This window comes from Blastococcus sp. SYSU D00669, assembly GCF_054050715.1.
The window spans coordinates 1-25,667 of sequence record NZ_JBJGZV010000049.1 but is presented as its reverse complement, the minus strand read 5'-3'; the positions used below and the strand labels follow the sequence as shown (position 1 = coordinate 25,667).

The 25,667-nt window shown below is 76.1% G+C and carries 28 protein-coding genes; 12 read left to right on the top strand and 16 right to left on the bottom strand.

Going from position 1 to position 25,667, the window contains the following annotated elements:
• Positions 1 to 6 precede the first annotated feature (6 nt).
• On the bottom strand, positions 7 to 924 hold the full coding sequence (locus ACI8AF_RS24355) for a hypothetical protein (RefSeq protein ID WP_456542355.1): 918 nt from the start codon (positions 922 to 924) through the stop codon (positions 7 to 9).
• Positions 925 to 1,146: 222 nt separating this feature from the next.
• On the opposite strand from ACI8AF_RS24355, the gene ACI8AF_RS24350 reads away from it, so the two are divergent.
• Both ACI8AF_RS24350 and ACI8AF_RS24345 read left to right on the top strand, forming a co-directional pair.
• A complete protein-coding gene (locus tag ACI8AF_RS24350; RefSeq protein WP_456542354.1) occupies positions 1,147 to 1,416 on the top strand; it encodes a hypothetical protein in 270 nt (89 codons plus the stop codon).
• A gap of 40 nt (positions 1,417 to 1,456) precedes the next feature.
• Entirely contained in the window at positions 1,457 to 1,699 is a 243-nt protein-coding gene (locus ACI8AF_RS24345) for a hypothetical protein (RefSeq protein WP_456542353.1), read from the top strand.
• A 346-nt stretch (positions 1,700 to 2,045) separates the two neighbouring features.
• Here the strand turns inward: ACI8AF_RS24345 and ACI8AF_RS24340 are convergent, their stop codons facing one another.
• From ACI8AF_RS24340 to ACI8AF_RS24320, 5 genes are all read right to left on the bottom strand, one after another.
• Entirely contained in the window at positions 2,046 to 2,195 is a 150-nt protein-coding gene (locus tag ACI8AF_RS24340) for a hypothetical protein (RefSeq protein ID WP_456542352.1), read from the bottom strand.
• Between the two features lie 345 nt (positions 2,196 to 2,540).
• A complete protein-coding gene (locus tag ACI8AF_RS24335) occupies positions 2,541 to 2,777 on the bottom strand; it encodes a hypothetical protein (protein ID WP_456542351.1) in 237 nt (78 codons plus the stop codon).
• A gap of 114 nt (positions 2,778 to 2,891) precedes the next feature.
• Positions 2,892 to 3,311: a VOC family protein gene (locus tag ACI8AF_RS24330; RefSeq protein WP_456542350.1), complete on the bottom strand. Its 420-nt coding sequence runs from the start codon at positions 3,309 to 3,311 to the stop codon at positions 2,892 to 2,894.
• 49 nt (positions 3,312 to 3,360) lie between these two features.
• On the bottom strand, positions 3,361 to 4,158 hold the full coding sequence (locus tag ACI8AF_RS24325) for an SDR family NAD(P)-dependent oxidoreductase (RefSeq protein ID WP_456542349.1): 798 nt from the start codon (positions 4,156 to 4,158) through the stop codon (positions 3,361 to 3,363).
• A gap of 129 nt (positions 4,159 to 4,287) precedes the next feature.
• Positions 4,288 to 4,797, bottom strand: a complete 510-nt coding sequence (locus ACI8AF_RS24320) for a single-stranded DNA-binding protein (protein WP_456542348.1) — start codon at positions 4,795 to 4,797, stop codon at positions 4,288 to 4,290.
• 144 nt (positions 4,798 to 4,941) lie between these two features.
• Between ACI8AF_RS24320 and recD2 the strand changes: the two genes are divergently transcribed.
• From recD2 to ACI8AF_RS24300, 4 genes are all read left to right on the top strand, one after another.
• Entirely contained in the window at positions 4,942 to 7,200 is a 2,259-nt protein-coding gene (gene recD2, locus ACI8AF_RS24315) for an SF1B family DNA helicase RecD2 (RefSeq protein WP_456542347.1), read from the top strand.
• Positions 7,201 to 7,323: 123 nt separating this feature from the next.
• Complete coding sequence (locus tag ACI8AF_RS24310) at positions 7,324 to 8,772, top strand: hypothetical protein (protein ID WP_456542346.1); 1,449 nt, start codon at positions 7,324 to 7,326, stop codon at positions 8,770 to 8,772.
• Positions 8,769 to 9,827 (top strand): PD-(D/E)XK nuclease family protein, encoded by a 1,059-nt coding sequence (locus tag ACI8AF_RS24305; protein ID WP_456542345.1) that lies wholly within the window; start codon positions 8,769 to 8,771, stop codon positions 9,825 to 9,827. Before ACI8AF_RS24310 ends, ACI8AF_RS24305 begins: the two co-directional genes overlap by 4 nt.
• A complete protein-coding gene (locus ACI8AF_RS24300; protein ID WP_456542344.1) occupies positions 9,824 to 10,096 on the top strand; it encodes a hypothetical protein in 273 nt (90 codons plus the stop codon). The genes ACI8AF_RS24305 and ACI8AF_RS24300 overlap by 4 nt, the downstream gene beginning before the upstream one ends.
• Before the next feature lie 28 nt (positions 10,097 to 10,124).
• Here the strand turns inward: ACI8AF_RS24300 and ACI8AF_RS24295 are convergent, their stop codons facing one another.
• Positions 10,125 to 10,670 carry a hypothetical protein gene (locus ACI8AF_RS24295; RefSeq protein WP_456542343.1) on the bottom strand — a complete coding sequence of 182 codons (546 nt, stop codon included), beginning with the start codon at positions 10,668 to 10,670 and terminating at the stop codon, positions 10,125 to 10,127.
• Between the two features lie 98 nt (positions 10,671 to 10,768).
• On the opposite strand from ACI8AF_RS24295, the gene ACI8AF_RS24290 reads away from it, so the two are divergent.
• Complete coding sequence (locus ACI8AF_RS24290) at positions 10,769 to 11,173, top strand: hypothetical protein (protein ID WP_456542342.1); 405 nt, start codon at positions 10,769 to 10,771, stop codon at positions 11,171 to 11,173.
• Between the two features lie 18 nt (positions 11,174 to 11,191).
• On the opposite strand, the gene ACI8AF_RS24285 is transcribed toward ACI8AF_RS24290, so the two are convergent.
• Positions 11,192 to 11,782 (bottom strand): dihydrofolate reductase family protein, encoded by a 591-nt coding sequence (locus tag ACI8AF_RS24285; protein ID WP_456542341.1) that lies wholly within the window; start codon positions 11,780 to 11,782, stop codon positions 11,192 to 11,194.
• Between the two features lie 106 nt (positions 11,783 to 11,888).
• Positions 11,889 to 12,731, bottom strand: a complete 843-nt coding sequence (locus ACI8AF_RS24280) for a nucleoside-diphosphate sugar epimerase (protein WP_456542340.1) — start codon at positions 12,729 to 12,731, stop codon at positions 11,889 to 11,891.
• A gap of 455 nt (positions 12,732 to 13,186) precedes the next feature.
• On the opposite strand from ACI8AF_RS24280, the gene ACI8AF_RS24275 reads away from it, so the two are divergent.
• A complete protein-coding gene (locus ACI8AF_RS24275; RefSeq protein ID WP_456542339.1) occupies positions 13,187 to 15,244 on the top strand; it encodes a DEAD/DEAH box helicase in 2,058 nt (685 codons plus the stop codon).
• 27 nt (positions 15,245 to 15,271) lie between these two features.
• Here ACI8AF_RS24275 and ACI8AF_RS24270 read toward each other — a convergent pair whose 3' ends face one another.
• On the bottom strand, positions 15,272 to 16,078 hold the full coding sequence (locus ACI8AF_RS24270; protein WP_456542338.1) for an MBL fold metallo-hydrolase: 807 nt from the start codon (positions 16,076 to 16,078) through the stop codon (positions 15,272 to 15,274).
• A 5-nt stretch (positions 16,079 to 16,083) separates the two neighbouring features.
• Entirely contained in the window at positions 16,084 to 17,121 is a 1,038-nt protein-coding gene (locus tag ACI8AF_RS24265; RefSeq protein ID WP_456542337.1) for an MsnO8 family LLM class oxidoreductase, read from the bottom strand.
• Positions 17,122 to 17,218: 97 nt separating this feature from the next.
• Between ACI8AF_RS24265 and ACI8AF_RS24260 the strand changes: the two genes are divergently transcribed.
• From ACI8AF_RS24260 to ACI8AF_RS24250, 3 genes are read left to right on the top strand one after another with little or no spacing between them, the layout of a single operon-like run.
• Complete coding sequence (locus tag ACI8AF_RS24260) at positions 17,219 to 17,938, top strand: HEAT repeat domain-containing protein (RefSeq protein WP_456542336.1); 720 nt, start codon at positions 17,219 to 17,221, stop codon at positions 17,936 to 17,938.
• Positions 17,932 to 18,960: a HEAT repeat domain-containing protein gene (locus ACI8AF_RS24255; RefSeq protein WP_456542335.1), complete on the top strand. Its 1,029-nt coding sequence runs from the start codon at positions 17,932 to 17,934 to the stop codon at positions 18,958 to 18,960. Before ACI8AF_RS24260 ends, ACI8AF_RS24255 begins: the two co-directional genes overlap by 7 nt.
• Positions 18,961 to 19,016: 56 nt before the next feature.
• Positions 19,017 to 19,598 (top strand): TOPRIM nucleotidyl transferase/hydrolase domain-containing protein, encoded by a 582-nt coding sequence (locus ACI8AF_RS24250; RefSeq protein WP_456542334.1) that lies wholly within the window; start codon positions 19,017 to 19,019, stop codon positions 19,596 to 19,598.
• Positions 19,599 to 19,800: 202 nt separating this feature from the next.
• On the opposite strand, the gene ACI8AF_RS24245 is transcribed toward ACI8AF_RS24250, so the two are convergent.
• The 4 genes from ACI8AF_RS24245 to ACI8AF_RS24230 all read right to left on the bottom strand — a co-directional run bounded on the left by ACI8AF_RS24245 (position 19,801) and on the right by ACI8AF_RS24230 (position 24,435).
• Positions 19,801 to 20,280, bottom strand: coding sequence for a universal stress protein (locus ACI8AF_RS24245; RefSeq protein ID WP_456542333.1), 480 nt, complete (start codon positions 20,278 to 20,280; stop codon positions 19,801 to 19,803).
• A 1-nt stretch (position 20,281) separates the two neighbouring features.
• Complete coding sequence (locus tag ACI8AF_RS24240; protein WP_456542332.1) at positions 20,282 to 21,712, bottom strand: APC family permease; 1,431 nt, start codon at positions 21,710 to 21,712, stop codon at positions 20,282 to 20,284.
• A gap of 123 nt (positions 21,713 to 21,835) precedes the next feature.
• Positions 21,836 to 22,486, bottom strand: coding sequence for a response regulator (locus tag ACI8AF_RS24235; protein WP_456542331.1), 651 nt, complete (start codon positions 22,484 to 22,486; stop codon positions 21,836 to 21,838).
• Complete coding sequence (locus ACI8AF_RS24230) at positions 22,474 to 24,435, bottom strand: histidine kinase (protein ID WP_456542330.1); 1,962 nt, start codon at positions 24,433 to 24,435, stop codon at positions 22,474 to 22,476. Before ACI8AF_RS24230 ends, ACI8AF_RS24235 begins: the two co-directional genes overlap by 13 nt.
• Before the next feature lie 138 nt (positions 24,436 to 24,573).
• On the opposite strand from ACI8AF_RS24230, the gene ACI8AF_RS24225 reads away from it, so the two are divergent.
• A complete protein-coding gene (locus tag ACI8AF_RS24225) occupies positions 24,574 to 25,269 on the top strand; it encodes a hypothetical protein (RefSeq protein WP_456542329.1) in 696 nt (231 codons plus the stop codon).
• 22 nt (positions 25,270 to 25,291) lie between these two features.
• On the opposite strand, the gene ACI8AF_RS24220 is transcribed toward ACI8AF_RS24225, so the two are convergent.
• Positions 25,292 to 25,525 (bottom strand): GyrI-like domain-containing protein, encoded by a 234-nt coding sequence (locus ACI8AF_RS24220; RefSeq protein WP_456542328.1) that lies wholly within the window; start codon positions 25,523 to 25,525, stop codon positions 25,292 to 25,294.
• Positions 25,526 to 25,667 lie beyond the last annotated feature (142 nt).

The window sequence follows — 25,667 nt, the reverse complement described above, 5'->3', positions numbered from 1 at the left end:
GACTTGCTAGCAGACGGGTGTCACCGCCGCGTCACCGGTGCCGCGGGGGCCCCCACCCGTTGCCGGAGCCGCGCGAGGTGGCTGCGGGAAGGGCCCGAGGTCCGAGCGGACCGGTTCGGCCGTCCGGGCGAGCTCGGCGCGCCGCCGTTCGAGCCGCTCCACGTCGGCCAGCAGGGCGGCGCGGCGGGCGGCGGCGTCCCGGTCGAGGCGCTCCCGGGCGGCCTCGGCCTCGGCATCGGCCCGCCGGCGCTGCTCGCGTCCGGTCGCCAGCATCTGCACGATCTCGGCCCGTGCGTGCGCCGTCGCCGCGGCGACGTCCTGCTCGGCCCGCCGGCGGACCCGCTCGGCGCGCTCGACGGCGCGCCGCTCGGCGTCGTCCACCTCCGCGAGCCGCTCCGCCGCCTCGACCCGGGCCGCCATGCGGACCCGTTCGGCCTCGTCGACGAGCTGGGCGGCCTCGGCCGCGACCTCCCGGGCCTCCTGCCGCGCCTCCTCGACCAGCCGCTCGGCCTCGCTGCGCGCACCGGCGAGCACCCGCTGCGCCTCGGCGGCGGCCGCCGCCCGGTCGGCCTCGGCGTCGGCGCGCATGGCCTCCGCCTGGTCGGCCGCGGTGGCGAGCACCGTCCCCATCCGCCTGCCGAGGCGCAGGAAGTCGCCGCCGGCGCTGGAGTGGGCCAGGAGCTCCCGGGCCTCTTCGAGAGCGGCCTGGGCGCGGAGGTGCCGGGCCTCCAGGTGCTCGCGCTCGCGGTCGGCGGTGGCCAGCTCCTCCTCGGCCCACCGGACGTAGCTGTCGACCTGGAAGCGGTCGTAGCCGCCGACGGCGCGGCGGAACATCGGCGCGGCGTCGAGGACGGTGGGCAGGTCCCCGGAGACGGCGGGGCGCCCGCGCTCCCCGGTCGCGTCGGCCTGCAGTGCGGCGCTCATGCCCACCCGTCCTTCTCCTGGATCGGTTCCGAGAGGTGGACGCTAGGTCGCCCGGAGCCGGGACGCGGCCCGCTGCGGAGGGCCGGTCACCCGGCGGGGCGACGGCGCTCGCGCGATCCGGGCGCGCCGCCCGGGAACCGTCTCGCAGAGTGACTCGCCCGGTCGGGTGGTCGTCGCGGAGCGGGCGTGCGGCGGCCCGCGGGGGCGCGCACGCTCCGTCCCATGACGCCCGACGCGACAGCGCCCGCCCCCGGCAGCATGACCGTCCCGCCGCTGTTCGGCTGGGAGCTCCTCCTCGCCGGGTCGGCGCTCGTGGTGCTGCTGGCCGTCGTCGGCCTCGTCGTCCTGGCCGCCGGGCGGGACCGCAGCGGCCGGTCGGAGTGGCAGGCCTGGCTCGACGGCCGGTCGGCGCTCCGCCCCGTGGAGGAGGGCGCCTCCCGCCGGAGTGAGCGGCGCCCGGCAGCGGGGAGGAGTCGGGGATCCCACCGCTGACCCCGTGTGCACGGCGGTGCTCCAGGCGGAGGCTGACCGCATGGACATCACCACCGTCAACGACCGCCACCTCTACCAGGGCCGGGTCGTCGTCCAGGACCCGGCGGACCCGACCGCGCAGATCGAGCTGCGCGGCCGGGTCCTCCGCTTCGGACCGTCCGGCTGGCTCACGGTGCTGGCGGCCGTGACCGACGACGCCGAGATCGAGCTCTACCCGACCAGCCGCGTCCTCGCCGTCACGGGTCTCCGCGAGGCCGCGGTGAGCGGCCCCGGGGTCAGCTGAGGCCGCTCGCGCGGCGCCGCAGCGGCCGGGCGGGCACGGGCGCGGTCACCACCGGAGCGGGCGTGTCCGGCGGTCCTGCGCCGTCCGGCACGTCCGGCAGTTGCCCCAGGCGACGATGGCCAGCGGCGTGGTGGGGGAGCCGCACTCGGGGCAGTCGACGGCCTCCTGCGCACGGTCGCGCGCCTCCCTGATCTCGCGGGAGCGCTCCTCGTGGATCGTGTCGTCGCCCCGGCAGGGGCACCCGAGGTGGGCTTCGGCGCAGCGTCCGCTGTGGATGGCGATGGGGTTCCTCTTCCGGGTCGACGCCTGCCCGATCCCGCGCGCGGGATCGGGGAGGCGCGGGGGGTCAGGCCTCGCCGCCGAGCTCGCCGTCGTCCAGTTCCTGCCGGCGACGGCGGTCCTCCTCGACGTCGGCGCGCTCCTCGGCCGGGCTCTCGGCGAGCGGGTCGGGCGTCCGCCCCCTCGGAGGAACGGGGACCTGCGGCTCGATGGTCATGGGGCCCTGTCTGCAGAGGTGGCCGGCTCGCGGACGGGTTCAGTGCTTCTTGCCGGCTGCCGTCCGCTGCACCGCGGACCCGCTGGACTCCTGGGCCCTGCGCTCGAGGCGCTTCTCCTTGATGGACTTGCCGGACTTCTTCGACATCGACTGTCGTGGGGACTTGTCGGCCATCGCCTGCTCCCTCGTCGGGAGCCTGAGCGGCTCCGTGCCCGGACGCTACGCCCCCGCGGCGCCTCCCGGGAGTACCCGCCCCCGGCACCCCCGGAGGCCTGGCCTGACGGGGGTACCGGGGGCGGGTCGAGAGGAACGGGCCGGGGAGAGGACTCGCGGTCCCGGAGCCGGTCAGCGGGCGGCGAAGGCCGTGAGCGCCTGCCGCTGGTGCCCGTCGTCGGCACCGTCGAGGTAGCGGTCGCTGCGGTCGCGGGCGTCGTGGCGGCGCTTCTCCGTCAGGTACCGACGGCGACGGCGGTTCGCCGTCCACCTCTCCCACAGGGTCGGGATCCGCGAGTCGCGGAACTCGGTGGGGACGGGGCGCGCGGCCGGGCGGATCGTCGTGTCCGGGAAGGTGGTGATCGTCATGGTGTGCTCCTGGGTCAGGGGGCTTCTCGACGCCAGGGACGCTAGGAACGCCACCTCCCGCGGACCTTCCACCGCGACCGGCGCCCCGGGAAGGAGCGCGGAAGGTCGCCCGGCTCAGTCCGGCCAGTCGGCCGCGGAGAGGCCGTCGGCGTGGCCGGCCGGCCACTGGACCAGCTCGATCCGGTTGCCGTCCGGGTCGGTGACCCACGCCGTCCGGATCTCGCCGGGATCCGCGGGCGGGTCGGGCGCCTCGACGTCGATGCCGTGCGCGGTGAGCCGGGCGAGGGCCCGGTCCATCGACCCGACCATCACGCCGAGGTGGCTGAGGGCACCGGGTCCGGGGTCCGCCCGCCGCTCCCCGGCCCGGTGCACCAGCTCGAGGGTGACGAACTCGTCGCCGGGGAGCTTCAGCGTGGTCAGGTGCCCGAGCGGGGTGTCGGGGACCTCGCCGACCACCTCGTGGCCGATGCCCGTGCAGAAGGCGAGCGACCGGTCGCGGTCGGCCACGCGGAGGCCGACGTGCAGGGTCCGCACGGGGTTCCCCCCGGGAGTCGTGCCCGGCGCCGGCCGGGGACGCGGCCCGTCAGACGATGTCGCGGCCCAGCAGGCGCACGGTCGCCTCGTGCAGGGCGGCCTGCACCGCGGGGTCCAGGGCGAGGGGGTGGGGGCGGCCGACCTCGCGTTCGTCCAGGTAGCTCCCGGAGGGGGCCTGCACGCGGGTGGCCGCCGCCAGGGTGGCGCCGCCCCGGTCGGGGCTCTCGCCGCCGGCGCCGAACATGGCGTGCAGCAGCCCGGTGGAGACGACCCCGGGGTGCAGGCTCAGGACGGTCTGCCGCACCCGGCCGGCCAGCCGCGCGGTGTGCGTGACGACGGCGAGCTTGGACTGCGCGTACGCCGTCACCGGCGTGTAGGGACGGCGGTCGAAGGTGAGGTCGGCCAGGTCCAGCGTGGCGGTCTGGTGCGTCGCCGAGGCCACGTTCACGATCCGGCCGCCGGCCGGGACGACGGGGAGGAGCAGGTCGGTGAGCAGCGCCCCGGCCAGGTAGTTGACGCCGAAGGTGCGCTCGACGCCCCACGGCCCGATCGTGCACCGGTCCGCACCCGGGATGCCCGCGTTGTTGACCAGCACGTCGACCGCACCCGTCAGCTCGCGGATGCGGGCGGCCAGCGCCGGGACGGCGTCCGGAGCGGCGAAGTCGGACGGGACGTGGTGGACGACCGTGCCGGGGGCCGCCGCCCGCCGGACGGTGTCCAGCCGGGACGCCACCGCGTCCGGCGGCTCGGGACCCTGCAAGACCAGCGTGCCCGGGCGGCGGGCCAGCAGCCGGGCAGCGGCCAGCCCGATGCCGCTCGTCGCCCCGGTGAGCACGATCGTCGCCACCGCACACCTCCGCGGGCATGCTCCCGGCTGACCGCGCCCGAGGCCAGGGGGCGCGGCGCCGGGTCGGACGGCAGCCGGGACCCGGCCCGCCGACCCGGGGGAAGCGCGCCGGCGGACCGCCCGCACAGGTCAGAAGGGCGGCTCCTCGTCGCCGGCGCCCACCGTCGCCGCGGCCCAGGGGTCGGGGGAGGAGGCGCGGCCGGCCGCGGCGGGACCGTCGCCGTTCCCGCCGGCGGACCCGCCGGCGAACCCGTCGCCGTACCCGTTCCCGGAGCGCGTGGCCTTGGCGATCGTGGCCGTCGCGTAGCGCAGCGACGGGCCGATCTCGTCGACCTCCAGCTCGATCACGGTGCGCTTCTCGCCCTCCTTCGTCTCGAAGGAGCGCTGCTTGAGGCGGCCCTGCGCCATCACCCGCGAGCCCTTCGTCAGCGACTCGGCGACGTTCTCGGCCGCCTGCCGCCACACGCTGCAGCGCAGGAAGAGGGCCTCGCCGTCCTTCCACTCCTGGGTCTGGCGGTCGAGGGTGCGCGGGGTCGAGGCGATGGTGAACGTGGCGACCGCCGCGCCCGAGGGGGTCCAGCGCAGCTCGGGCTCGCTGGTCAGGTTGCCGATGATGGTGAGAACAGTGTCGCCGGCCATGATCCGGTCCTCCGTGTCGTATCGGTGCATCGCTCAGGTGAGCACCCGGAGGCTATGCGGACGTGCCGACAGTTCCGGGCGCGCGGAGCTGTCCCCGGGGCGTGGAACCATCGGCGGCGGGATTCCGGGAGCAGGGGGACGGCGGTGGCGCAGACGCGGACGGGGGCGGTCCTCGAGGCCACCCTGGAGCGGATCACGTTCGCCAACGACCGGACCGGCTACACCGTGGCCCGGGTGGACACCGGGCGGGGCGGCGACCTGGTCACCGTCGTGGGCTCGCTGCTCGGTGCCCAGCCGGGGGAGACCCTGCGCCTGCACGGGCGGTGGGGTGCCCACCCCCAGTACGGCCGGCAGTTCCTGGTCGAGGACTACACCACGGTGCTGCCGGCGACCGTGCAGGGCATCCGCCGCTACCTGGGTTCGGGGCTGGTCAAGGGGATCGGCCCGCGGCTGGCCGAACGGATCGTGGCGCACTTCGGGACGGACGCGCTGCGGGTCATCGAGGAGCAGCCGGAGCGGCTGGCCGAGGTGCCCAACCTCGGGCCGAAGCGGACCCGGCTGATCACCGCTGCGTGGGAGGAGCAGAAGGCCGTCAAGGAGGTGATGGTCTTCCTCCAGGGGATGGGCGTCTCCACCTCGCTGGCCGTCCGCATCTACAAGCAGTACGGCGACGCCTCGATCGGCGTCGTCCGCACGCAGCCCTACCGCCTGGCCACCGAGGTCTGGGGCATCGGCTTCAAGACCGCCGACACCATCGCCGCCGCGGTCGGGATCCCGCACGACAGCACCGAGCGGGTCGAGGCCGGGCTGCAGTTCGTGCTCTCCGAGGCCACCGGGCAGGGGCACTGCTTCCTGCCCGAGACCGACCTGATGGCCCGGGCGGTCGAGATGCTGCAGGTGCCGGCCGACCTGGTGCGGCACTGCCTCGTCCTGCTGGTCGCCGACCAGGGGCTCATCCGCGAGGAGCTCCCCGCCGCCGGCGACGACCCGCCGACGGTGGCGTACTACCTCGTCCCCTTCCACCGCGCGGAGGTCTCGCTCGCCGCGGGCCTGCGCAGCCTGTCGGCCGCCGGCGACGACCGCCTGGCGGTCTTCGGCGGGGTGGACTGGGACGCCGCCCTCGCCTGGCTGCACCGGACCACCGGGGCGGAGCTGGCCCCCGGGCAGCGGGAGGCCGTGCGCCTGGCGCTGACCGAGAAGGTCGCCGTCCTCACCGGTGGACCCGGCTGCGGCAAGAGCTTCACCGTCCGCTCGATCGTCACCCTCGCCGCCGCGAAGGGCGCCCGGGTCCTGCTCGCCGCCCCCACCGGCCGGGCGGCCAAGCGGCTGACCGAGCTCACCGGGGTCGAGGCGGTGACCGTGCACCGGCTGCTGGAGCTGCGGCCGGGCGGGGCCGCCGCCTACGACCGGGACCGGCCGCTGCAGGCCGACCTGGTCGTGGTCGACGAGTCGTCGATGCTCGACCTGCTGCTGGCCAACAAGCTGGTGCGCGCCGTGCCGCCGGGAGCGCACCTGCTGCTCGTCGGCGACGTCGACCAGCTGCCCTCGGTCGGCGCCGGCCAGGTCCTGGGGGACCTGCTCGCGACCGGCACGCCCGTGCCGCACGTGCGCCTGACCCAGGTCTTCCGGCAGGCCAGCCGGTCGGGGGTGGTGACCAACGCGCACCGGATCAACGCGGGCAGCCCGCCCCAGGTCCGCGGCCTCGACGACTTCTTCCTCTTCCCCACGGAGGACGCCGAGGAGGCCGCGCGGACGGCCGTCGACGTCGTCGTCCGCCGGATCCCGGCCCGGTTCGGCCTCGACCCGCGCCGCGACGTCCAGGTGCTCACCCCCGTGCACCGCGGCCCGGCCGGCGCCGCGGCGCTCAACGAGCTGCTGCAGGACGCGCTCACCCCCGCCCGGCCCGACCGCGCCGAGAAGCGCTTCGGCGGGCGGGTGTTCCGCGTCGGCGACAAGGTCAGCCAGATCCGCAACGACTACGACAAGGGCGCGAACGGCGTCTTCAACGGCACCCAGGGCGTCGTCAGCGCGATCGACCCCGTGGCGCAGACCCTCACCGTCGTCACCGACGAGGACGAGGCCGTCGAGTACGACTTCGGGGAGCTCGACGAGCTGGTGCACGCCTACGCCGTCACCGTCCACCGCTCGCAGGGCAGCGAGTACCCGTGCGTCGTCGTCCCGCTGACCACGAGCGCCTGGATGATGCTGCAGCGCAACCTGCTCTACACCGCCGTGACACGGGCCAAGCGGCTCGTCGTCCTCGTCGGCTCGTCCCGGGCGCTGGCCCAGGCCGTGCGCGCCACCGGCTCCGGACGCCGGTACACGGGGCTCGCCCACCGGCTGCGCGGTCGGCCGCTGCCCGCGCCCGATTACGCCGACGGCGAACTCCGACACGCCGGTTAGGGCGTCCCGAGCTGGGGCTTCCCGCCGCCACGCTCGATGTGCTTGCGGATGTCACCCGTTTGTGTCAGACCCCGCCCGTAGTTTCCGGGTCGACATCTTCCCCGTGTCGGCAAGGAGTTCACGATGGCAATCTCCGGCCTCCCCACCCGCAAGCCCACCGGCCGCGTGCCGTGGCCCTGCATCCTCCTCGAGGGCGAGGAGAAGGCTGGCAAGAGCTGGGCGCTCGCCCAGCTCAGCACCAGCGACCGGATCGGAACGCTCTACTGGATCGACCTGAACGAGGGCGCCGGCGACGAGTACGGCGCCATCCCCGGCGCCAGCTACGAGCTCGTCGAGCACGACGGCTCGTACGCCCAGGTGCTGGCCGCCGTGCAGGCGGTCAAGGCGGAGGCGCGCCGGGCCGCCGACGCCGGCGAGCCGCCCGTGGTGCTCGGCATCGACACCGGCTCGGCGATCTGGGACGGCCTCAAGGACTGGGCGAGCGCCCGCGCCGCGAAGTCGGCCCGCAACCGCGAGCTGCTCAAGCGCGACCCGAACGCCGAGATCGTCATCAGCCAGAACCTGTGGAACGACGCCGGCTCCCGCTGGCGCAAGCTGCAGACCGAGCTGCTGACCTTCCCGGGCATCGTCGTGGTGACCGCCCGCGGCAAGGAGGTCACCGAGGTCGACGCCAACGGCCGCCCCATCGAGGGGCAGAAGACGTGGTCGGTGCAGACCCACCGCGAGTTCCCGTACGCCGCCAGCGTGTGGGTGCGGCTGCGCCGCGGGCGCCGCCCGCTGATCGTCGGCGCCCGGAGCGTCCACGTCGGCATCAAGCCGAACGACGACCCGGCCAAGGAGGTCACCGACGAGGCGGCGAACGGCCGGCTGCTCGAGTGGCTGGTCTTCGACGCCCTCAAGTGCGACCCCGGCACCGCCCACGTCCGCGACCTCGTCGCCTTCCACGGCGGCGGGCTGCTCGAGCACGAGCGCGAGGAGGAGGCCCGGACCGCCCGGGCGACCCGGCGCACCGAGCCCGACGTCGCCGACCTGGTCGCGCGCATCCAGGACGCCGAGGACGACGACGACCTGCGCGAGGTGTGGGGCGAGGCCAACCGCGCCGCGCTGCTGCAGACCGACGTCCCCACCCCGAGCGGCTCCTACACCGTCGCCGAGCTGATCCAGGCGCGGCACGAGGAGTTCCTCGAGGCGGCCGTGGAGGCGCACCCCGCCGGCCGCCGCCGGGCCCCGGCCGCGCCGCCGGCGCCCACGACGCCCGCCGCGGTGGTCGAGGCCGCCCGCGCCGCCTCGGCGGCCGCCGCGCCGCGCCCCGAGGCGCCGGCCGCGCCGGCGAACCCGCTGCTGGAGGCCTCGCCGACGCCCGACGACCCGCGCGAGCGCCGGCTCACCGCCGCCCGCAAGGGCGTGCTCGCCAGCCTGGAGACCCTGGGCGTGACCGACGAGCAGATCGCCGAGCGGTTCGGCCGGCCGGCCGAGCACGTGGCCACCAAGCGGCTGACCGCGCTCGTCCGCGAGGTCATCGCCACCCAGCGGTCCGGCGTGTCGGCGGGGCAGCAGGAGATCTCGGCGTGACGGCGGTCCTCCCGGCCCGCCCCAGCGCCGCCGAGCGGCGGGCCGCCCCGAGCCTGGCGGCGGCGGTCCGCGACCTCGACCGCCGCCGGGCCCGCTCCCGGCAGCGGATGATCGGCGCCTCCGAGCTCGGCGAGTGCCGACGCCGGGCGGCCTACCGGGTCGCCCGGCGCCGGCCGACCAACACCCGCACGGGGTTGCAGGCCTTCCTCGGCACCGAGCTGCACCGCGGGGTGCTGCGGGCCCTGCGCCGCCAGTACGGGGGGCTGACCGAGGTCGGGCTGAAGGGCGAGCAGGTCAAGGGCCGCTGCGACTGGCTGCACGAGCCGGTCGTGGAGGACCTGAAGACCACGTCCCGGTTCGGCTTCGAGCGGGTGCTCACCCGCGGCGTGCCGGCCAAGCACTGGTTCCAGGTAGCCGTCTACGCGTGGCTGCTGCGCACCGGGCAGACCGCCGACCGGCGGCTGCCGCCCGGCACCGGGCAGGACGTCGACGGGCTGCGCATCCGCTACCTCTCCCGCGACTCGGGCGAGGACGTCGTCTTCGAGTCCGACCACGACCCGGCGCTGACCGCCGAGGCCCTGATGTGGCTCACCGACGTCTACGCCGCCGTGGAGGACGAGGGCGTCGACGCCGTCCCCCGCGACGGGTTCGGGCCGGGGGTGGACACCATGTGCGACTGGTGCCCGTTCCTGGACGCGTGCTGGGGCCCGCCCGTGGACGCCGAGACCGAGGGCGACGTGTCCCGCCAGTCGCGGCTGACGGTGACCGACGAGGACTACGTCTCGGCCGTGCACGACTACGACGCCTGGCGGGCGGCGGAGAACGAGGCCAAGCGGCACAAGGAGTACGCCCGCGAACGGCTGCGCGGCCGGTCCGGGCCGGCCGACGACCTGTACTGCGAGTGGTCCGGCGGCGGTCTGCGCACGCAGGTCGACAAGGACGCCGCGGTCGAGCGGCTCGCCGAGCTCGGCGAGGTCGTCCCCACCCGGCGGGTCCGCAGCCCGCAGACCATCCGGGTCACGCGCAACGGCACCGGGCGGGAGGCGGTCGCGTGAGCACCGTCGCGACCAGCCACCTGGCCGGTGGCGAGTCGGTCCTGACCAGCGACGTCGTCGGCACCGACTTCGGCCTGCCCCTGGTCCGCCCGAGCAAGGGCGGGCACGGCGGCCGGGTGCGGGTGGTGCGGGCGCGCTGCCGCACCTCCGGGGGAGTCGTCGTGTGGTTCACCGACGGCACCAAGACCCCGCCGCTGCACGGCCGCACGAGCTGGGTGGTGGCCGAGCCGGGCGACGAGGGGCCGGCCCCGGCCCGCGGCGTGGCGTGACGCGGCCGGCCGGTCGACCTCCGCGGGGTCAGTACGCCCGGCGGCGCACCTGGTCCTCGTGCTCGGCGACGGCCCGGAGACCCTCGACCGTCGCCTGGGCCTCCACGTCCAACCCGTCGAAGGTCTCCTCGACCAGCTCCAGCCGCTCCCACCAGGCGCGCACCGCGTCCGGATCGGCCAGGTCCGCCGGCTCCAGGGCCAGCAGCCCCCGGATCGACACGTCGGTCTCCTGCAGCACCCCGGAGTCGTCGTCGGGGGAGCGGGCCCGCGCCGCCCAGAAGACCTCCGCCCATAGCGCGGCGACGCCCTGGCTGCCGGCCGGCGGCACCTGCACCGGGAACGCCCGCCGCCGGGCGCGGGCGACGGCGACCAGCCGCAGGGCCAGCAGCCGGCGCATCGGCCGCAGGAAATCGGGCGCCAGGGCGACGCGGGCGGGCGCCGACGGGGCGGCGACCATGCGCTCGCACGCGGCGGCCACCTGCCGCGCGGCCCGCTCCGTGCGCTCCCACAGCTCGTAGGGCGTCAGCTCGGCGAGACCGCTGGGCGGATCCTCCGCGTCGAACCCGTCGCTCACGCTGCGGAACGCTAGAGCCTGCTGCCGACAGGTCCCGGACGCCTCGCCGTGCGCCGTCGTCCGCCGCGACCCGGCGCGGGGCCCTACGGTGCGGCGCCATGGCGCACCGATCGACGCTCCCCGCGGTTGCCGCGACCCAGTTGGCCGCCCAGCTGGTCGGCCACGGGATCGCCCTGCGGCGACGCCTGCCCTTCGACGTCCCGTTCATGGCCGGCGGCCCGGAGCACCTGGTCCGCGACTGGCTCTGGTTCGGCACCGCCTACAGCGGGCCGCCCTACCTGCTCGGCGCGCAGCTGTGGGCCGTCGCCCGGCTCCTGCGCGGCCCGGACGACCGCGCGCGCTGGGTGCTGCGCTGGATCGGCACCGGCCTGACCGTGGGCTACCTGAGCGAGCGGCTGCCCCGCCTCCGGGTCCGTCCGGGCGGTCTCGACCCGCTCGAGACACCCGTGGTGGCGGCGGGGTGGGGCTGCGCCCTGGCGATGGCCGTGCTCGCCCGCCGCTGAGCCCGTCCCCGGGCCCGGTCAGCCGGCGGCGGTGTAGGTGGCGATGACGGCGCCGGTGCTCGTCGCCCGGCTGTCGGCCAGCCGCAGCGGCCGCGGCGCGTCGCCGTCGCCGAACAGGCGCTTGCCGCTGCCCACGACCACCGGGTCGATCATCAGCCGCAGCTCGTCCACGAGGCCCAGGGCCAGCAGGGACCGGAACAGCACGGGACTGCCGATCAGGTGCAGGTCGGCGCCGTCCTCCGCCTTGAGCGCGCGCACGGCGGCGCCGAGGTCGCCGCGCACCAGGCGGGAGTTCTGCCAGCCGAGCGGCTCCCGCAGGGTCGTGGAGACCACGTGCTTCGGCCGCGCGCCGAGCGGCCCGGCGAGCACCTGCTCCTCCGGCGAGGCGCCGGGCCAGTGCGCGGCGAAGATCTCGTACGTGCCCCGCCCGAGCAGGTAGCCGCCCGCGGCGCGGACGTTCCCGACGATCCACTGCACGGCGACCTCGTCGAGGTAGCGGGGGTGCCAGCCACCGTGGGCGAAGCCGCCGCTGCGGTCCTCGTCGGGGTCGCTGGGCGACTGCACCACCCCGTCCAGCGTCATCCACTCGTCGGCGATCACCCTGCGCATGCCGGCCTCCCGGTCGTCGTCCCCGTCCCCACGGGCCCGTCGCGGGACCGCGCGGGCACCCGGGGGACGGAGCCGGCCGCCCGTTCTCGACATCGGCGGGGGCCGGTCAGACGACGCGGCCCAGCACCGCCGCGGAGTCGGCGAGGAAGGCCTCCAGCGTCCGCGCCGGCCGGCCGGTCACGCGCTGGACCGCGTCGGTGACGACGGCGAAGCTGCCGCTGCGCACCCGCTCGAACGTCAGCACGGAGAGCTCCCGCTCGAAGCCGTCGGTACCGGCCACGGCGTCGTCGATCGACACCTCCCGGTGCACCACCGGGTACCCCACGGCGCGGGAGAGCAGCTCGGCGGTGCGCGGCAGCGAGAGCGACTCCGGCCCGGTCAGCTCGTGCACCTGGCCGGCGTGCCCCTCGTCGAGCAGCGCCCGCTCGGCCACCGCGGCGATGTCCCGGGCGTCGATCCAGGCCACGCTCGCACCCCCGCCGGGGAAGGCCAGCTCCCCGGTCCCGACGAGCTGGTCGCGGTAGAAGCGGGGGTCGGTGAACACCTGCATGAACCAGCTCGGCCGCAGGATCGCCCAGCTGCGGGCGCCGGCGCGGACGGCGTGCTCGGCGCGGGGTGCCCACCCCGCGGGTCCGACGTCGTCGGCGTTCCGCTCGGACAGCAGGACGACGTGGGTCCCGCCCGGCGTCCGGTCCAGCAGCGCGCCGACGAGCTCGGGTGCGTCCGCGCGGTCGGGCCGGACCACGTAGACGGCGTCGACGCCGTCGGTCGCCGCCGGCCAGCCCGACGGGTCGTCCCACGAGAACGCGACCGGCCGCACGCCGTCGAGCGCGACCGTCGCCGGATCGCTGCTGCCGCCGAGCACCTCGACGCCCGGTCGGGCGACGAGCCGCTCCGCCAGCGGGACCCCGGTCGTGCCGCGGACCCCGGTCACCAGGACGCGGGTCATGCCGGCTCCTCCCTGCGCGGACGCGGTCCATCGAACACGACGCCCGCCGACCTGCTCGAACTCCGCTGGTCTACGCTGGGCGGGCAACGGGGGCCGGGAATGATCCCCCCGCGCACGCGTTGACACGGGCGGAACGTCCACGGGCCCGACCGCGGTCGCTGACGAGGACCTCGCCGGCCGCGACCGCCGGCCCGTCCGGGGACCACCGGCGCCCGTGGGACGACTGCCAGGCCCGGGCGGTGACCCCGCCGGGGACCGGCCGGCGATCGGCGCACGTGCCGGACGCCGGCGTCGTCGCCGGTGTCGACGACGACCGTGCGGCATGCCGCCGCAGCGCCCCGTCCAGGGCGCGCGAAGGAGGATCTGTGGCTCGACCAGGCCAGCGCCGGACCGGCGCTCGCCGCTCCGCCCCGCGGAACGACAGACGGCCCCGCCACCAGGGCGACGTCGTCTCGGTGCTCGCGCGCACCGTCCGCGAGGTCGAGGCGGCCGCCCAGCGCGGCCGCGTGACGCCCGCCGTGCGGGCGAAGTTCCAGGCCGTCGCGCTCGTGCTGCGGGAGGAGCGGGCCCGCGCACGCTCGGAGGCGGCCGGCAGCGACAGCAAGCGGGCCGAGCTGCTCAAGCGCCTCGACGGCATCGCGACCATCCTCGCGACCACCGCCGTCCGGGACGCCGGGCTGCTGGCGCTGCTCGCCGACGACGCCGTGGTCTCCGACGCGGCACGTGCCGTCCGTCGCGAGCTGCTCGAGGCCGGCGGCGTCGAGCCCGCTCCCGAGGAGGTCCCGCCGCCGGAGACCCGGCCGGCGCCGGCCGCGCCCGAGCGGCGCGTCGTACCGCAGTCGGTGATCTCCCGGCAGCTGGCCAACCCCTTCCTGGCGCCCGACTTCTCCGCCGCGCCGCAGCGCACGGCGCCGCCGCGCCGGTTGGCCGGCTGGGAGCTGCTCGGCCCCCTCCTGAGCTCGTTCGAGCGCGCCGGTAGCGGCGCCTCGGCGTGCATGGCGCTCCCTGCGCCGTCCTCGCTGCGGGTGCCGGAGGGGCTGGAGATGATGCCGCACCAGGCGCGCCTGGTCGCCGCCGCGGCCGCCGGCCACCGGACCTTCCTGCTCGCCGACGAACCCGGCCTGGGCAAGACGGCGCAGGCGCTGCTCGCCGCGGAGGCGGCGAACGCCTACCCGCTGCTCGTCGTGGTGCCGAACGTGGTCAAGACGAACTGGGCGCGCGAGGCCGGCCGCTGGACGCCGCACCGCCCGGCCACCGTCGTCCAGGGCGACGGCGACACCGTGGACGGGTTCGCCGACATCGTCGTCGTCAACTACGAGGTGCTCGACCGCCACGTGGGCTGGCTGGGCGGCTTCGGCTTCCGCGGGATGGTCGTCGACGAGGCGCACTTCATCAAGAACAAGACGTCGCAGCGCTCGCAGCACGTGCTGCAGCTGTCGGAGAGCATCCGGTCGCGCACCGCGCGGCCGCTGCTGATGGCCCTCACCGGGACCCCGCTGATCAACGACATCGACGACTTCCGGGCGATCTGGCAGTTCCTCGGCTGGATCGAGGAAAGCGGCCCGCGCGGCGAGCTGCTGGACGCCCTCGAGGCGACCGGTCTGACGCCGGCCGACCCGGGCTTCTACCCGGCCGCCCGGCAGAGCGTGATCGACCGCGGCATCGTCCGCCGGCGCAAGGTCGACGTCGCCGCCGACATCCCCGCCCGCCGCATCGCCGACCTGCCCGTGGAGCTCGACGGCGCGGCCGGCCGGTCGATCCGCGCGGCCGAGCGCGACCTGGTCCGCCGGATGGTGGCCCAGTACGAGACCGCCCTGGCGGCCCGCTCCTCCGGCGTGGTCGGGGGCATCGACCGCGACCTCGTGCGCCGGGTCGCCCGCTCCGAGCTCAAGGACGCGGCCACCGGGACCGGCGAGAACGTGTTCGGCATGATGCGGCGGATCGGCCGGGCCAAGGCCGGCCTGGCCGCCGACTACGCCGCACAGCTGGCCCGCAGCGCCGGCAAGGTGGTCTTCTTCGCCAAGCACGTCGACGTGATGGACGCCGCCGAGGAGACCTTCGCCCGGCAGGGCGTGCGGTACTCGTCGATCCGCGGCGACCAGACCCCGTCGGTGCGGCAGAAGAACATCGACGCGTTCGTGGACGACCCGGACGTCGCCGTCGCCGTCTGCTCGCTCACCGCGGCCGGCGTCGGGCTGAACCTGCAGGTCGCCTCGAACATCGTCCTCGCCGAGCTGTCCTGGACCGACGCGGAGCAGACCCAGGCCATCGACCGCAGCCACCGGATCGGGCAGACCGAGCCGGTCACCGCGTGGCGCATCATCGCGGCGCAGACCCTCGACTCCCGCATCGCCGAGCTGATCGACAGCAAGGCGGGGCTGGCGGCGCGGGCGCTGGACGGGTCCGACCAGGAGGTCTCCTCGTCGGCCGACGTGCAGCTCGGGGCCCTCGTGGCACTGCTCACCGACGCGCTGGAGGCGGGGGACGACTCGCCCGAGTCGCTGGCCGGCTGACCCGGCTGGCGGCCCCGGGCCGCCGCCCTAGACGCCGATCCAGCGGCGCAGCTCACCGGCGAGGACGCGGCCGAACCGCAGCTCGGGGAAGTGCGCGCCGGCACCGACGGTGTGCTCGTCCTCCAGCTCGCGGAACAGCCGCTCGCGGACCCTCCCGGCCAGCTCCGGGTCCACGTCACCCAGCGCGTGCCAGCTGGGCTCGTCCAGCTGCACGGGGCAGGTGACGGCGTCGCCGAGCAGCAGGGCCCGGTGCTGCCCCGAGGACACCACCACCGACAGGTGGCCCGGGGTGTGCCCCGGCGTCATGGTGACGTCGACCCCGCGGACGACGGTGGTGTCGCCGGTGAGCAGGTGCAGACGGGCACCGTCGGTGTGCTGCAGGCCGTGCCGGATGTGGTCGAGCATCAGGCTCCCCGGATCGAGCACGAAGTGCCGCCAGTCGGCCTCCCCGAACCAGATCTCGGCGCGGGGGAAGACCGACCGTCCGGCCGGGTCGAAGAGCCAGCCGCAGTGGTCGACGTGCAGGTGCGTGCAGATCACCGCGTCCACGTCCTCCGGCCGGACGCCGAGCGCCCGCAGACCCACCGGCAGCTGACCGCCCACGAGCAGCCGCCGGGGACCGTCGTCGCGCATCGCCGGGCCCATGCCGGCATCGACGAGGACGACGGAGGACCCGGTCCGGACGAGGAAGCAGCCGATCGGCAGCCACGCCTGCCCACCGCGGTCGAAGAGGTCCTCGTGGCCGTGCGCCGTGACGTGGTCCCCGAAGTAGCCGGGGGAGGCCCGGAAGGTGCCGTCGGCGACAGGGTGGACGTCGATCTCCCCGACCCTCATGCGGGTCATCCTCCGGCACCCCGGACGGCCCCGCCCGGGACCGCGACGGCCCGGCCGAACAGCGCGCCGAGCGCCGCGTCGGAGGAGCTCAGGGCGTCGCGGTCGAAGGTGCTGCTGGAGGCCACCAGCTCGGCGGCCCCGGTGCGGTCCAGCAGTCCGGCCAGCCGGCTCTCCACCTGGGCGGGCGTGCCGGCGATCGCAGCGGCGGCGGTGCGCTCGACGTACTGCTGCTGGCGGGCGGTGCGCGGGGCGGCCCGCACGGTGGCCACCGGTTCCAGGGGTGGGAACACGCCGGTGGTGCGGGCCTGCGCCATCGCCCACGCCTCGGGCAGCAGCAGGTCGGCCGCCTCCTCGGCGGTGTCGGCCACCAGCACGTCCACGCTGACCGCGACCCGGGGGTGCGGTTGCTGAGCGGAGGGCCGGTAGGCCCGCCGGTAGCCGGCCAGCGCCTCGAGCCCGGGCTCCGGGTCCCCGGCCAGCCCCAGCAGCGGTCCGCCGACGACCACCGGCAGGCCGAGCTCGGCGGCCACCTGCAGGCCCCGCCCGGTGGCCAGCACGTGCAGCGGCACCGGGCCGGCCGGCTGCGGGCGGACGGTGATCTCCGCCGTCCCGGTGAGGAAGGCGCGCAGCTCGGCGAGGTCGGCGCGGAAGTCGCGGTCGGTCTCCCGCAGGGCGCGGCGCACGGGCGCGGTGAAGCCGGAGGAGCGGCCCAGCCCGAGGTCGATCCGGCCGGGCGCCAGCGCCGACAGCGTCGCGAACTGCTCGGCCACCACGAGCGGTTGGTGGTGCGGCAGCATCACGCCGGCCGACCCGAGCCGGATCACGGACGTCCGGCCGGCCAGGGCGGCCAGCAGCACCGCGGGGGCGGCGCCGGCGATGCCCGGCACGCCGTGGTGCTCGGCGACCCAGAACCGGTCGAACCCCAGGCGCTCGGCCCGGGCCGCCCGCGCGAGGGTGCCGGCGAGCGCGGCGGCGTCGGGCTCACCGGCCCGGGTGCGGGACCGGTCGAGGAGGGAGAGCCGCACCGCCGTGTCGATCACCACCGGTGCAGCGCCGTCCGCCCGGGAGCTGTTCCGCCGGCAACGCGCTTGACCCTGACACGGTGACAAGGTGCCCACTGGGTGGTGGAGGTGGTCCCCGGTGAACCCCGTGCACGAGACGCAGCCCGACACCCGCGTGGCCGACGGCCTGCGGGCACCCGACCCGTCGGTGCGGCTCCAGGCGGCCCTGGCGGCCGGCTCCGCACCCGACCCCCGGCTGGTGGCGACGCTCGTCGAGCGGTGCGCGGTCGAGCCGGACTTCTTCGTGCGGGACATGCTGTCGTGGGCCCTGGCCCGCTTCCCGCCGGAGCACACCCTGCCCCGCCTCCGGCAGGAGCTCGGGTCGGAGCGCGCCCAGGGCCGCAGCCAGGCGCTGCACACGCTCTCCAAGATCGGGGACAGGGGCGCATGGGGGTGGATCACCGGCGATCTGCTCCGCGACGCCGACGACGAGGTCGCGCGGACCGCGTGGCGCGTCGCGGTGGCCCTGGCGCCCGAGGAGGCGAAGGAGCAGCTGGTCGACGAGCTGGTGGGACAGCTCGGCCGCGGCGGCCGCGAGGTGCGGCTGAGCCTGAGCCGGGCCCTCGTCGACCTGGGGGAGGTGGTCGCGCCCGCGCTGGCGGGCGCGGCAGGGAACGCCGACCCGGCGGTGGCGATGCACGCCCGGGCCACCGAGCTGCTCCTCCGGGACCCGGAGACCGGGTTCGACGCGGCGCTCGACGAGGCGAGACGGGTCGTCTCACTCGGCCCGGAGCGGGCCGCGGCCGCGGACGCGACGACGGCGGCGTCCGCCGAGCCCGCCGGGGCGGCGGCGTGCTGATCGGCGAGGTGGCCCGCCGCTCGGGGGTGAGCACCCGGATGCTCCGGCACTACGACCGGCTCGGACTGGTGCGGCCGACCGGTCGCACGGTCGGCGGCTACCGCGAGTACTCGGCCGCCGACGTCCGCCGGATCTTCCAGGTGGAGGGCCTGCGGTCGCTCGGGTTGTCGCTCCAGCAGGTGGGGGCCGCGCTGGAGGACCCGGCCGTCACGCCGGCCGCCCTGGTCGCCGAGCTGATCCGGTGGACGGAGGACCGCCTCGCGCGCGACCGGGAGCTCCTCGAGCGCCTCCGCGCGATCGATGCGTCGTCGGCCACCGACTGGCCGGGCGTGCTGCGCATCGTCGAGCTCGTGCAGGGGCTCACCTCGACGAGTGCTGCGCGCCGTCAGCGGGCCGCCCTGGCTCCGCGGGAGGGCGTGTCGGTCCCCGCCGAGCTGCTGGCGGGGGCGGTCCTGGCCGAGTCCGACCCGAACGTCTCGGGCGCCCTGCGGTGGGCGCTCGCGCGGGCCGGCGGCGACGGGATGGCGACGCTGGCCGACGGCGCGCGGGCGGAGGACGTCGACGTCCGGCGGCGCGCGGTGCGGGCGATCGCCGGGATGCCCGAGGCCCCGGGCGCGACCGAGGTGCTCGCGGACGCACTCGGGGACCCGGACCCGACGGTGCGCGGGCACGCCGCCCTGGCACTCGGCCGGCTCGGCGTGACCGCCGCCGTGCCGGCGCTCGTCGGCATGGTGGTCGAGGGCCGCCACGACGTCGACGCGGCGGAAGTGCTGGGCGCGCTGTCCCGGGACCCCGGCTCCGCGGCGCGGATCGGGACCGCGCTGGTCGACGAGCTCGCCGCGCCCACCGCGGATCCCGCGACGCGCATCCGCCTGACCCAGGCGCTGGTCGAGCTGCCGGGGCCGGCTGCGCTGGAGGCGCTGCGCCACCTGGCCGACGACGCCGACCCCGCCGTCGCCCGCGTCGCGGCCGCCCTCGCCGGGGTCGTCGAGGAGCGGACCCGCGGGGACGACGACCGCTGACGCGGGGAGCGGTATCGCGCTGGTCCGAGGGCCGCCGTGGCTGCGACAGTCACCGCGTGACCGCACCGGCGCAGCTCCCCTCCTCGTTGCCGACGACGGGCGGCCTGCGGGCCGTCGTGCTGGTGGAGGGCGGCAGCGACCGCGAGGCGGTGCTGGCGGCCGCGCGCGGACAGGGGAGGGACCTGGCCGCGGAGGGCGTGCAGGTCGTCCCCATGGGCGGCGCGACGGGCATCGCGCGCCACGTCGCGGCGGTCCGGGCCACCGCGCCGGGCGCCCGCCTGCGCGGCCTCTACGACATGGCGGAGGAGGGCTTCTTCCGGCGCGCCCTCGGGCGCGGCCAGGGGGAGGAACTGGCGGCGGCCGGGTTCTTCGCCTGCGTGGCCGACCTGGAGGAGGAGCTCATCCGGGCCGTCGGGACCGCGGGTGTGGAGGCGGTCGTCGCGGAGAACCGGGAGGCCCGCGCCCTCGCCACGTTCCGGCACCAGGCCGCACAGCGCCGGCGCCCGCCCGCGGCGCAGCTGCACCGGTTCCTGGGCACCACCAGCGGCCGCAAGGTCCGGTACGCGCGCGCACTCGTCGAGCACCTGGACCCGTCGGCGGTCCCGGCACCGCTGCGCCGCCTCCTCGCGTCCCTCTGAGCTCCCGCCCCCGGTCCTTCGTGCGGGGGCGGGATCGACGAGGTGATCCGGGCGGTGGACGGTGCGATCGGGCGCGTCGCCGAGGTCCTGGCCGGGCGCCCACGAGAACCGGCTGGAGCACACGATCCAGCGGCTGGGTGTGTCGATCGACAACGCCGCGGCCGCGGAGATGACCGTGCTCAGCCGTGGTTCCTCCCGGCCGTCACGTCTCGTGCCGGGCGGCTCTCCTCGTCCGGGGTGCGGGGCGGACGACGAGCACCGGGCACGGGGCGTAGTGCTGCACCCGCTGTGCGGTGCTGCCGACGAGGATCAGGTCGCTGAGGCCGCGTCCGCCGGCCGCCACCACGATCAGCCCCGCGTCCTGCTCCACCGCCGCCTTGATGATCTCCGCGGCGGGCGACCCGCTGCGGATCTGCGTGCCGATCTCCGGCCCCCAGCCGTCGAAGACGGCCGCCACCGCGTCGACGGCGCGCTGGGCCGCCGCGCGGAAGCTGCCGGCACCCTCGCCCACCTCGTGCCGTTCGGCGTCCGAGATCTCGTCGGCGAAGGACACTGAGGCCAGCGGCCGGATCACCGCCACGACCGAGACCGCGGTGATCTTCGCGGGATCCGCGAAGGAGGTGAGGTGGCGGGCCGCGGCGAGGGACTGCGGCGACCCGTCGGTGGCGACGACGACGCGCATCTCAGACCTCTCGGGCGGAGGCGTCCGCGGGATCGCCGCGCCGGCTGCCCGGCGGGCGGTTCCGCGAACCGGTGGCGTACTCGACGAGGAACAGCACCACCCCGACGGCGATCAGCCCGGCGCACCAGAGGAGCGAGGTGGGGTCGTCGTAGACGGAGAAGCCGAGGATGGCCAGGTTGCCGATCAGCCCGACGACCAGCAGGGGAGTGCTGGCCCGGAAGGTGCGGTCGGTCTCATCCTGCCCGCGCAGCTTGAGGCAGGCGACGATCACGAGGGCGTAGATGACGAGGAGGAAGACGACGGTCACCAGGGCGAGCCGGTTGACCAGGTCGATGCCGCCCCCGGCCTCCAGCACGACGGTGCCGGTGACGAGCAGGGCCGCGACGACCGCCCCGCTGAACAGCAACCCGACCCACGGGCTGCGGCGGGTGGCGTGGACCTTGGCGAACACACCCGGGACGACGTCCTCCTTGGCCATGCCGTAGAGGATCCGCGGCTGGGTGACGATCGTGACCAGCGTGGTGTTGGTGATGGCGATCAGCGCGATGACCGAGAACAGCGTGGTCATGAAGTCCGTGGAGAAGGGCAGGATGCCCTGCTTCACGACCTCGAGGAGGGCTGCCTCCGAGTCCGCGAGCTGGTCGGTCGGCACGGTGAGGGCGGCGGCCATGGAGACGAGGACGTAGACCACGCCCGCGACGACCATGCCACCGACCAGCGATCTCGGGAACGAGCGGTGCGGATCGATCGTCTCCTCCGCGACGTTCGCCGTGTTCTCGAAGCCGGTCATCGCGAAGAACGAGAAGGCGATGCCCGCGAGGACGGCGAGGGCCGGGTTGCCCGAGACGCTGATGTCGGCGAGGACGCCGAAGTCGGCGTCGCCCTGGGCGACGTACCAGATGCCGATGACGACGACGATGACCAGGCCGGCCACCTCGACGAACGTCATCAGCATGTTCACCACCACCGATTCGGTGATGCCGATGAAGTTGACGACCACCAGGGCGAGGACGAAGACGAGCGAGACCAGCAGTGCCGGCGGAGCGGCCCAGAGCGTGGCGAAGTAGGACGCGAAGCCGGTCGCCAGCGAGCCCGAGGCCGCGAAGCTGGCCGACAGGAAGGACACGGTGACCAGGAAGGTCAGCACCGGGCTGCGGAAGGCCTTGTTGACGTAGAGCGCGGCCCCGGCGGCCTGGGGGTACTTCGTCACCAGCTCCGCGTAGGCCGCCCCGGTGATGGCGGCGACGGTGACGCCGAGCGCGAACGCGATCCAGAACGCTCCGCCGACGGCCGCGGCGACCAGCCCGATGAGGACGTAGATGCCCGAGCCGAGGACGTCACCGAGCGTGTAGAAGAACAGCTGCTTGCCGGTGATGGACCTCCGGAGGCCGCTGCCCTCGTCGGCCACGGTCCTGTCGCTGGTCTGGGTCACGGGGTCCCACGTTTCGTCGAGGGGGGAGCTTGAGTTCGTCCACCGAAGCGCCCTCCGGGCACCGCCGCAATTCGGGACGGTCGCGGTGCGACCCGGGCACCGAGCGGGAGCGGGTACGGGCGGTCAGCCGCGCTGCCGCACGCCCAGCCAGGTCAGCACCGCCAGCACGCGGCGGTTCTCCTCGCCCGTCTCGTGCAGGCCCAGCTTCTGCATGATGCTCGCGATGTGGGTCTCGACCGTCCGCTCGGTGAGGAACAGCCGCCGGGCGATGCCCACGTTGTTGCGCCCCTCCGCCATGAGCGCGAGGACCTCGCGCTCCCGCGGCGTGAGCAGGGCCAAGGGGTCGTCCGCGCGCCGTGGTCCCAGCAGGGTGGCGACGACCTCGGGGTCCAGGGCGGAGCCGCCGCCGGCGACCCGGCGCAGCGAGTCCACGAAGTCGTCGACCTCGAACACCCGGTCCTTGAGCAGGTAGCCGAAGCGACCGCTCGAGACCAGCTGCACCGAGTGCTTCGTCTCGACGTGCTGGGAGAGCATCACGATGGCCAGGCCGGGGTCACGGGCCCGCAGCTCCGGGGCGGCCCGGGCGCCGTCGTCGGTGCCGTCGGGCGGCATCCGGACGTCGACGATGGCCAGATCGGGCCGTTCCCGCGCCACCGTCTCGACCAGGGACACGGCGTCGCCCGCCCGGCCGACCACCTCGTGGCCGGCGTCCTCGAGCAGCCGGGCCAGCCCCTCGCGGAAGAGCGCCGAGTCCTCGCCGATCACGATGCGCACGGCAGCGCCGCCTCGACCTCGGTGCCGCGCCCGACCGAGCTCTCCACGCGCAGCGAGCCCCCCAGGGCGGCCACCCGGTCGGCCAGGCCGGAGCGCACGCCGAGCCGGGCGCCGCCGCAGCCGTCGTCGGTGACCCGGACGAGCAGCTGACCGTCCCGGCGCACGACGCGCAGCTCGATCCGGCTGGCGGCCGCGTGCTTCACGGCGTTGACGACGGCCTCGCTGGCCACGTAGTAGGCCGTCGTCGCGACGGCGTCGGGCAGCGGGCCGTCGTCCACGTCCAGGTCGACGCTGAGCGGGAGGCTGCGGACCAGGTTCGACAGGGCCGCCGGCAGGCCGTCGTCCAGCGCGCTCGGGCGCAGCCCGCGGGCGATCCGGCGCAGCTCGGCCACCGCGGTGCCGAGCTCGGCGACGCTCTGGTCCAGCAGCCCGTCGACGTCGACGGTCCCGTCGTCCAGGTGCCGCTGGGCCAGGCGCAGCTGCATCCCGAGCGAGACCAGCCGCTGCTGGGCGCCGTCGTGGAGGTCCCGCTCCAGCTTGCGGCGCTCCTGGTACCCGATCTCCACCAGCCGGGTCCGGCTCGACCGCGCCTCGCGCAGTGCCTGAGCCACCTCCGAGCGGAGCCGGACCACCTCGACCAGGGTGCTGCACCGGTCGGCGACCTCGCGGAGCAGTTCGGGTGACGCCGGCCCGGTCCCGGGCACGAGGACGCCGGTCGGCTCGCCGTCCTGGCGCACCACCACCCCCTGGTCCGGCACCGGACCGCCCTCGGTGTCCAGGAAGGCGTGCGACCCAGGGGAGCGGAAGCCGACCCGCAGCCCGGGATCGCGCAGCGCCGCGCGGAGCACCTCCTGCAGCTGCTCCGGTCGGCCCCGGCCTGCGCTGACCTCGCGGTGCAGGTCGTCCACTGCGGCCAGCGCGGCCCGGCGGAGCGGGTGCAGGCGGGCGTCGACCACGCGTCGCACGACGCGCAGCGCCGGCAGGAGCAGCAGCGCGACCGCCGCGGTGCCCACGGCGACGCCCACCTCGGAGCCGCGGCCGATCAGCACCCCGGTCAGCGAGGAGGACGCGCCGTACACCGCCAGCAGCAGCGCGGTGACCAGTCCCCACGTGACCGTGAGCGCGATGGCCTTGTCGACGTCGTACAGGTCGTGCCGGAGCACCGCGATCGCCGCCGCGACCGGGGTGGCGACGAGCGAGGCGGTGCCGACCGCGGCGCTGACCCAGGACGGGTGCCCCCAGATCAGGATCTCCAGCCCGCAGAGCAGCGGGTAGAGGGGCATGCCGAGCCCGGCCAGCGCCAGCCACCTGATCTGCTGGCGCTGCAGCCGGTCCGCGCGCCGGTAGCGCAGGACCAGCGACACCGCGCAGGCGAGGCAGAGCGGCAGCATCGCGTAGAACAGCCGGCCGAGGACGTCGACGACCAGAGGCGGGTCGCCGAAGGGGTGCGGCAGGTGCTGCAGCGGCGGCCGGTACGGCGCCTCGTCGAAGGCGCCGTGCACCTGCACCGAGACGACGCAGAGCACCAGCGCCGGCGGGACCCAGGTCCAGCGGCGGGACGGCAGGTGCCCGTCGGGGAAGAACAGCAGCAGGAGGCAGAAGGTGCCGAGCACCCACCACGCGTCCTCGGCGGTGACCGCGACCAGCCAGGCCTGGCGCTCCGGGCGGGCGACCGTGCCCAGCCACCCCAGCCACACCTCCTTGGCCGCCACGTGCGCGACGGCGAGGGAGAGCAGCCCGAGCAGGAGACCGACCACGGCGCCGTCGGGGCGGCGGGCGACGAGGAGCGACAACCCGCTGAGCGCCGGCACGACGGTCAGCGCGATCGCCGGCGCGGCCCAGGCGGTGCCCGGGGGGACGGCGTCCTGGACCGCGAAGCCGATCGCGGCCGCCACGTGGAGGGCGGCCAGCACCGCGACCCCCGTGCTCAGGCGGCGCGCCCACGGCATGGCAGCACTGTAGGGATCCGCGGGCCCCGCGGACCCCGTGCCAGCACGGGCTCCGATCCCCGCGGCCGCCACGATCCGCCGCGGGGGTCGCCGTTCCTAGCGTCCGGGCGTCGTCCACGTCCGACCCGGAGGCTCCCCATGACCATCTCCCCAGGCACGGCCACCCCCGTCGCCGCTCCCCGCCCGGCCATCCGTGCCGCCCGCACCCGGACGGCGTCCGTCGCGCTCGCCGGGTCCGCGCTGACCCTCGCGGGTCTGCTGGCCGCCCCGCCCTGGGGCGGCCGGCTCGACAGCAGCGCCGACCACTTCCTGGCCTACGACCAGCTCGTCGACGGCCGCGACGCCGCCTGGGCCGGCCTGCTCGTCGACGGCTTCGCCCACGCCGTCCTCGCCCTGGCCCTGAGCGCGGCGGTGCTGCACCTCGCCCGGGAGCGCGGTCGGGTCGCGGCGCTGGTCGGCGCGGTCCTCACCACCGCCGGCGGCATCCTGTTCGCGATGGGCGCCGCGGGGTTCGCCACGTTCACCTGGTTCGCCACGGCACCCGGGCTGGCCGAGGGGGCCGGTCGGTCCCTCGTCGACTCCGCCGACGACCACGTCGTCCGCCTGCTCGGCGCCGACATGGCGGGCTTCGTCGTCTTCACGGTCGGCACCCTGTCCCTCGCCGCCGCGCTGATCCGCGCCCGGGCGGTCCCGCTGGGCGCGGTGGTCGGGTTTGTGGCGCTGACGCTGGCGCAGTTCGTGGTGCCGAACGACGTCGTCCACTACCTCCAGATCGGGCAGATGGTGCTGCTCGTCGGGCTCGCGGCAGTCGTCTGGCGCCACGCCCGGGCCTAGCGGCTCGCCGGGGCACGAGGCGTCACGAGCGCGGCGCGACGCGGAAGACCGGCCAGCCGATCTCGGTCCGCCACGCCGACGGGTCCGCCGTGTCGCGCGGGCCGACCAGGTAGGTCTCCCGCACCGGGCCGGCCACCGCCAGCGCGTTGGCCACCACCCAGGCGCCCAGCTCGCCGTAGGTGACGCCGATGTCGTGGTGCTCGCCGAGGTGGGTCGTGACGGCCAGCTCGGCGGCCGGCAGCGTCACCGGGTGCACCCGCCCGCGGCGCGGGGGATCCGCCGTGGGGGGGGGGGGGGGGGCGGCGGCGCCCCCCCCCCCCCCCCCCCCCCGGTCCTGGTAGGCGCCCCCCCCCCCCCCCCCCCCCCCGCCCCCCCCCCCCCCCCCCCCCCCCCCCCCC

Coding starts and splice junctions, on each gene's coding strand:
- ACI8AF_RS24355 (WP_456542355.1), bottom strand. CDS start 924: ATGAGCGCCGCACTGCAGGCCGACGCGACCGGGGAGCGCGGGCGCCCC.
- ACI8AF_RS24350 (WP_456542354.1), top strand. CDS start 1,147: ATGACGCCCGACGCGACAGCGCCCGCCCCCGGCAGCATGACCGTCCCG.
- ACI8AF_RS24345 (WP_456542353.1), top strand. CDS start 1,457: ATGGACATCACCACCGTCAACGACCGCCACCTCTACCAGGGCCGGGTC.
- ACI8AF_RS24340 (WP_456542352.1), bottom strand. CDS start 2,195: ATGACCATCGAGCCGCAGGTCCCCGTTCCTCCGAGGGGGCGGACGCCC.
- ACI8AF_RS24335 (WP_456542351.1), bottom strand. CDS start 2,777: ATGACGATCACCACCTTCCCGGACACGACGATCCGCCCGGCCGCGCGC.
- ACI8AF_RS24320 (WP_456542348.1), bottom strand. CDS start 4,797: ATGGCCGGCGACACTGTTCTCACCATCATCGGCAACCTGACCAGCGAG.
- ACI8AF_RS24310 (WP_456542346.1), top strand. CDS start 7,324: ATGGCAATCTCCGGCCTCCCCACCCGCAAGCCCACCGGCCGCGTGCCG.
- ACI8AF_RS24290 (WP_456542342.1), top strand. CDS start 10,769: ATGGCGCACCGATCGACGCTCCCCGCGGTTGCCGCGACCCAGTTGGCC.
- ACI8AF_RS24285 (WP_456542341.1), bottom strand. CDS start 11,782: ATGCGCAGGGTGATCGCCGACGAGTGGATGACGCTGGACGGGGTGGTG.
- ACI8AF_RS24280 (WP_456542340.1), bottom strand. CDS start 12,731: ATGACCCGCGTCCTGGTGACCGGGGTCCGCGGCACGACCGGGGTCCCG.
- ACI8AF_RS24270 (WP_456542338.1), bottom strand. CDS start 16,078: ATGAGGGTCGGGGAGATCGACGTCCACCCTGTCGCCGACGGCACCTTC.
- ACI8AF_RS24245 (WP_456542333.1), bottom strand. CDS start 20,280: ATGCGCGTCGTCGTCGCCACCGACGGGTCGCCGCAGTCCCTCGCCGCG.
- ACI8AF_RS24230 (WP_456542330.1), bottom strand. CDS start 24,435: ATGCCGTGGGCGCGCCGCCTGAGCACGGGGGTCGCGGTGCTGGCCGCC.
- ACI8AF_RS24225 (WP_456542329.1), top strand. CDS start 24,574: ATGACCATCTCCCCAGGCACGGCCACCCCCGTCGCCGCTCCCCGCCCG.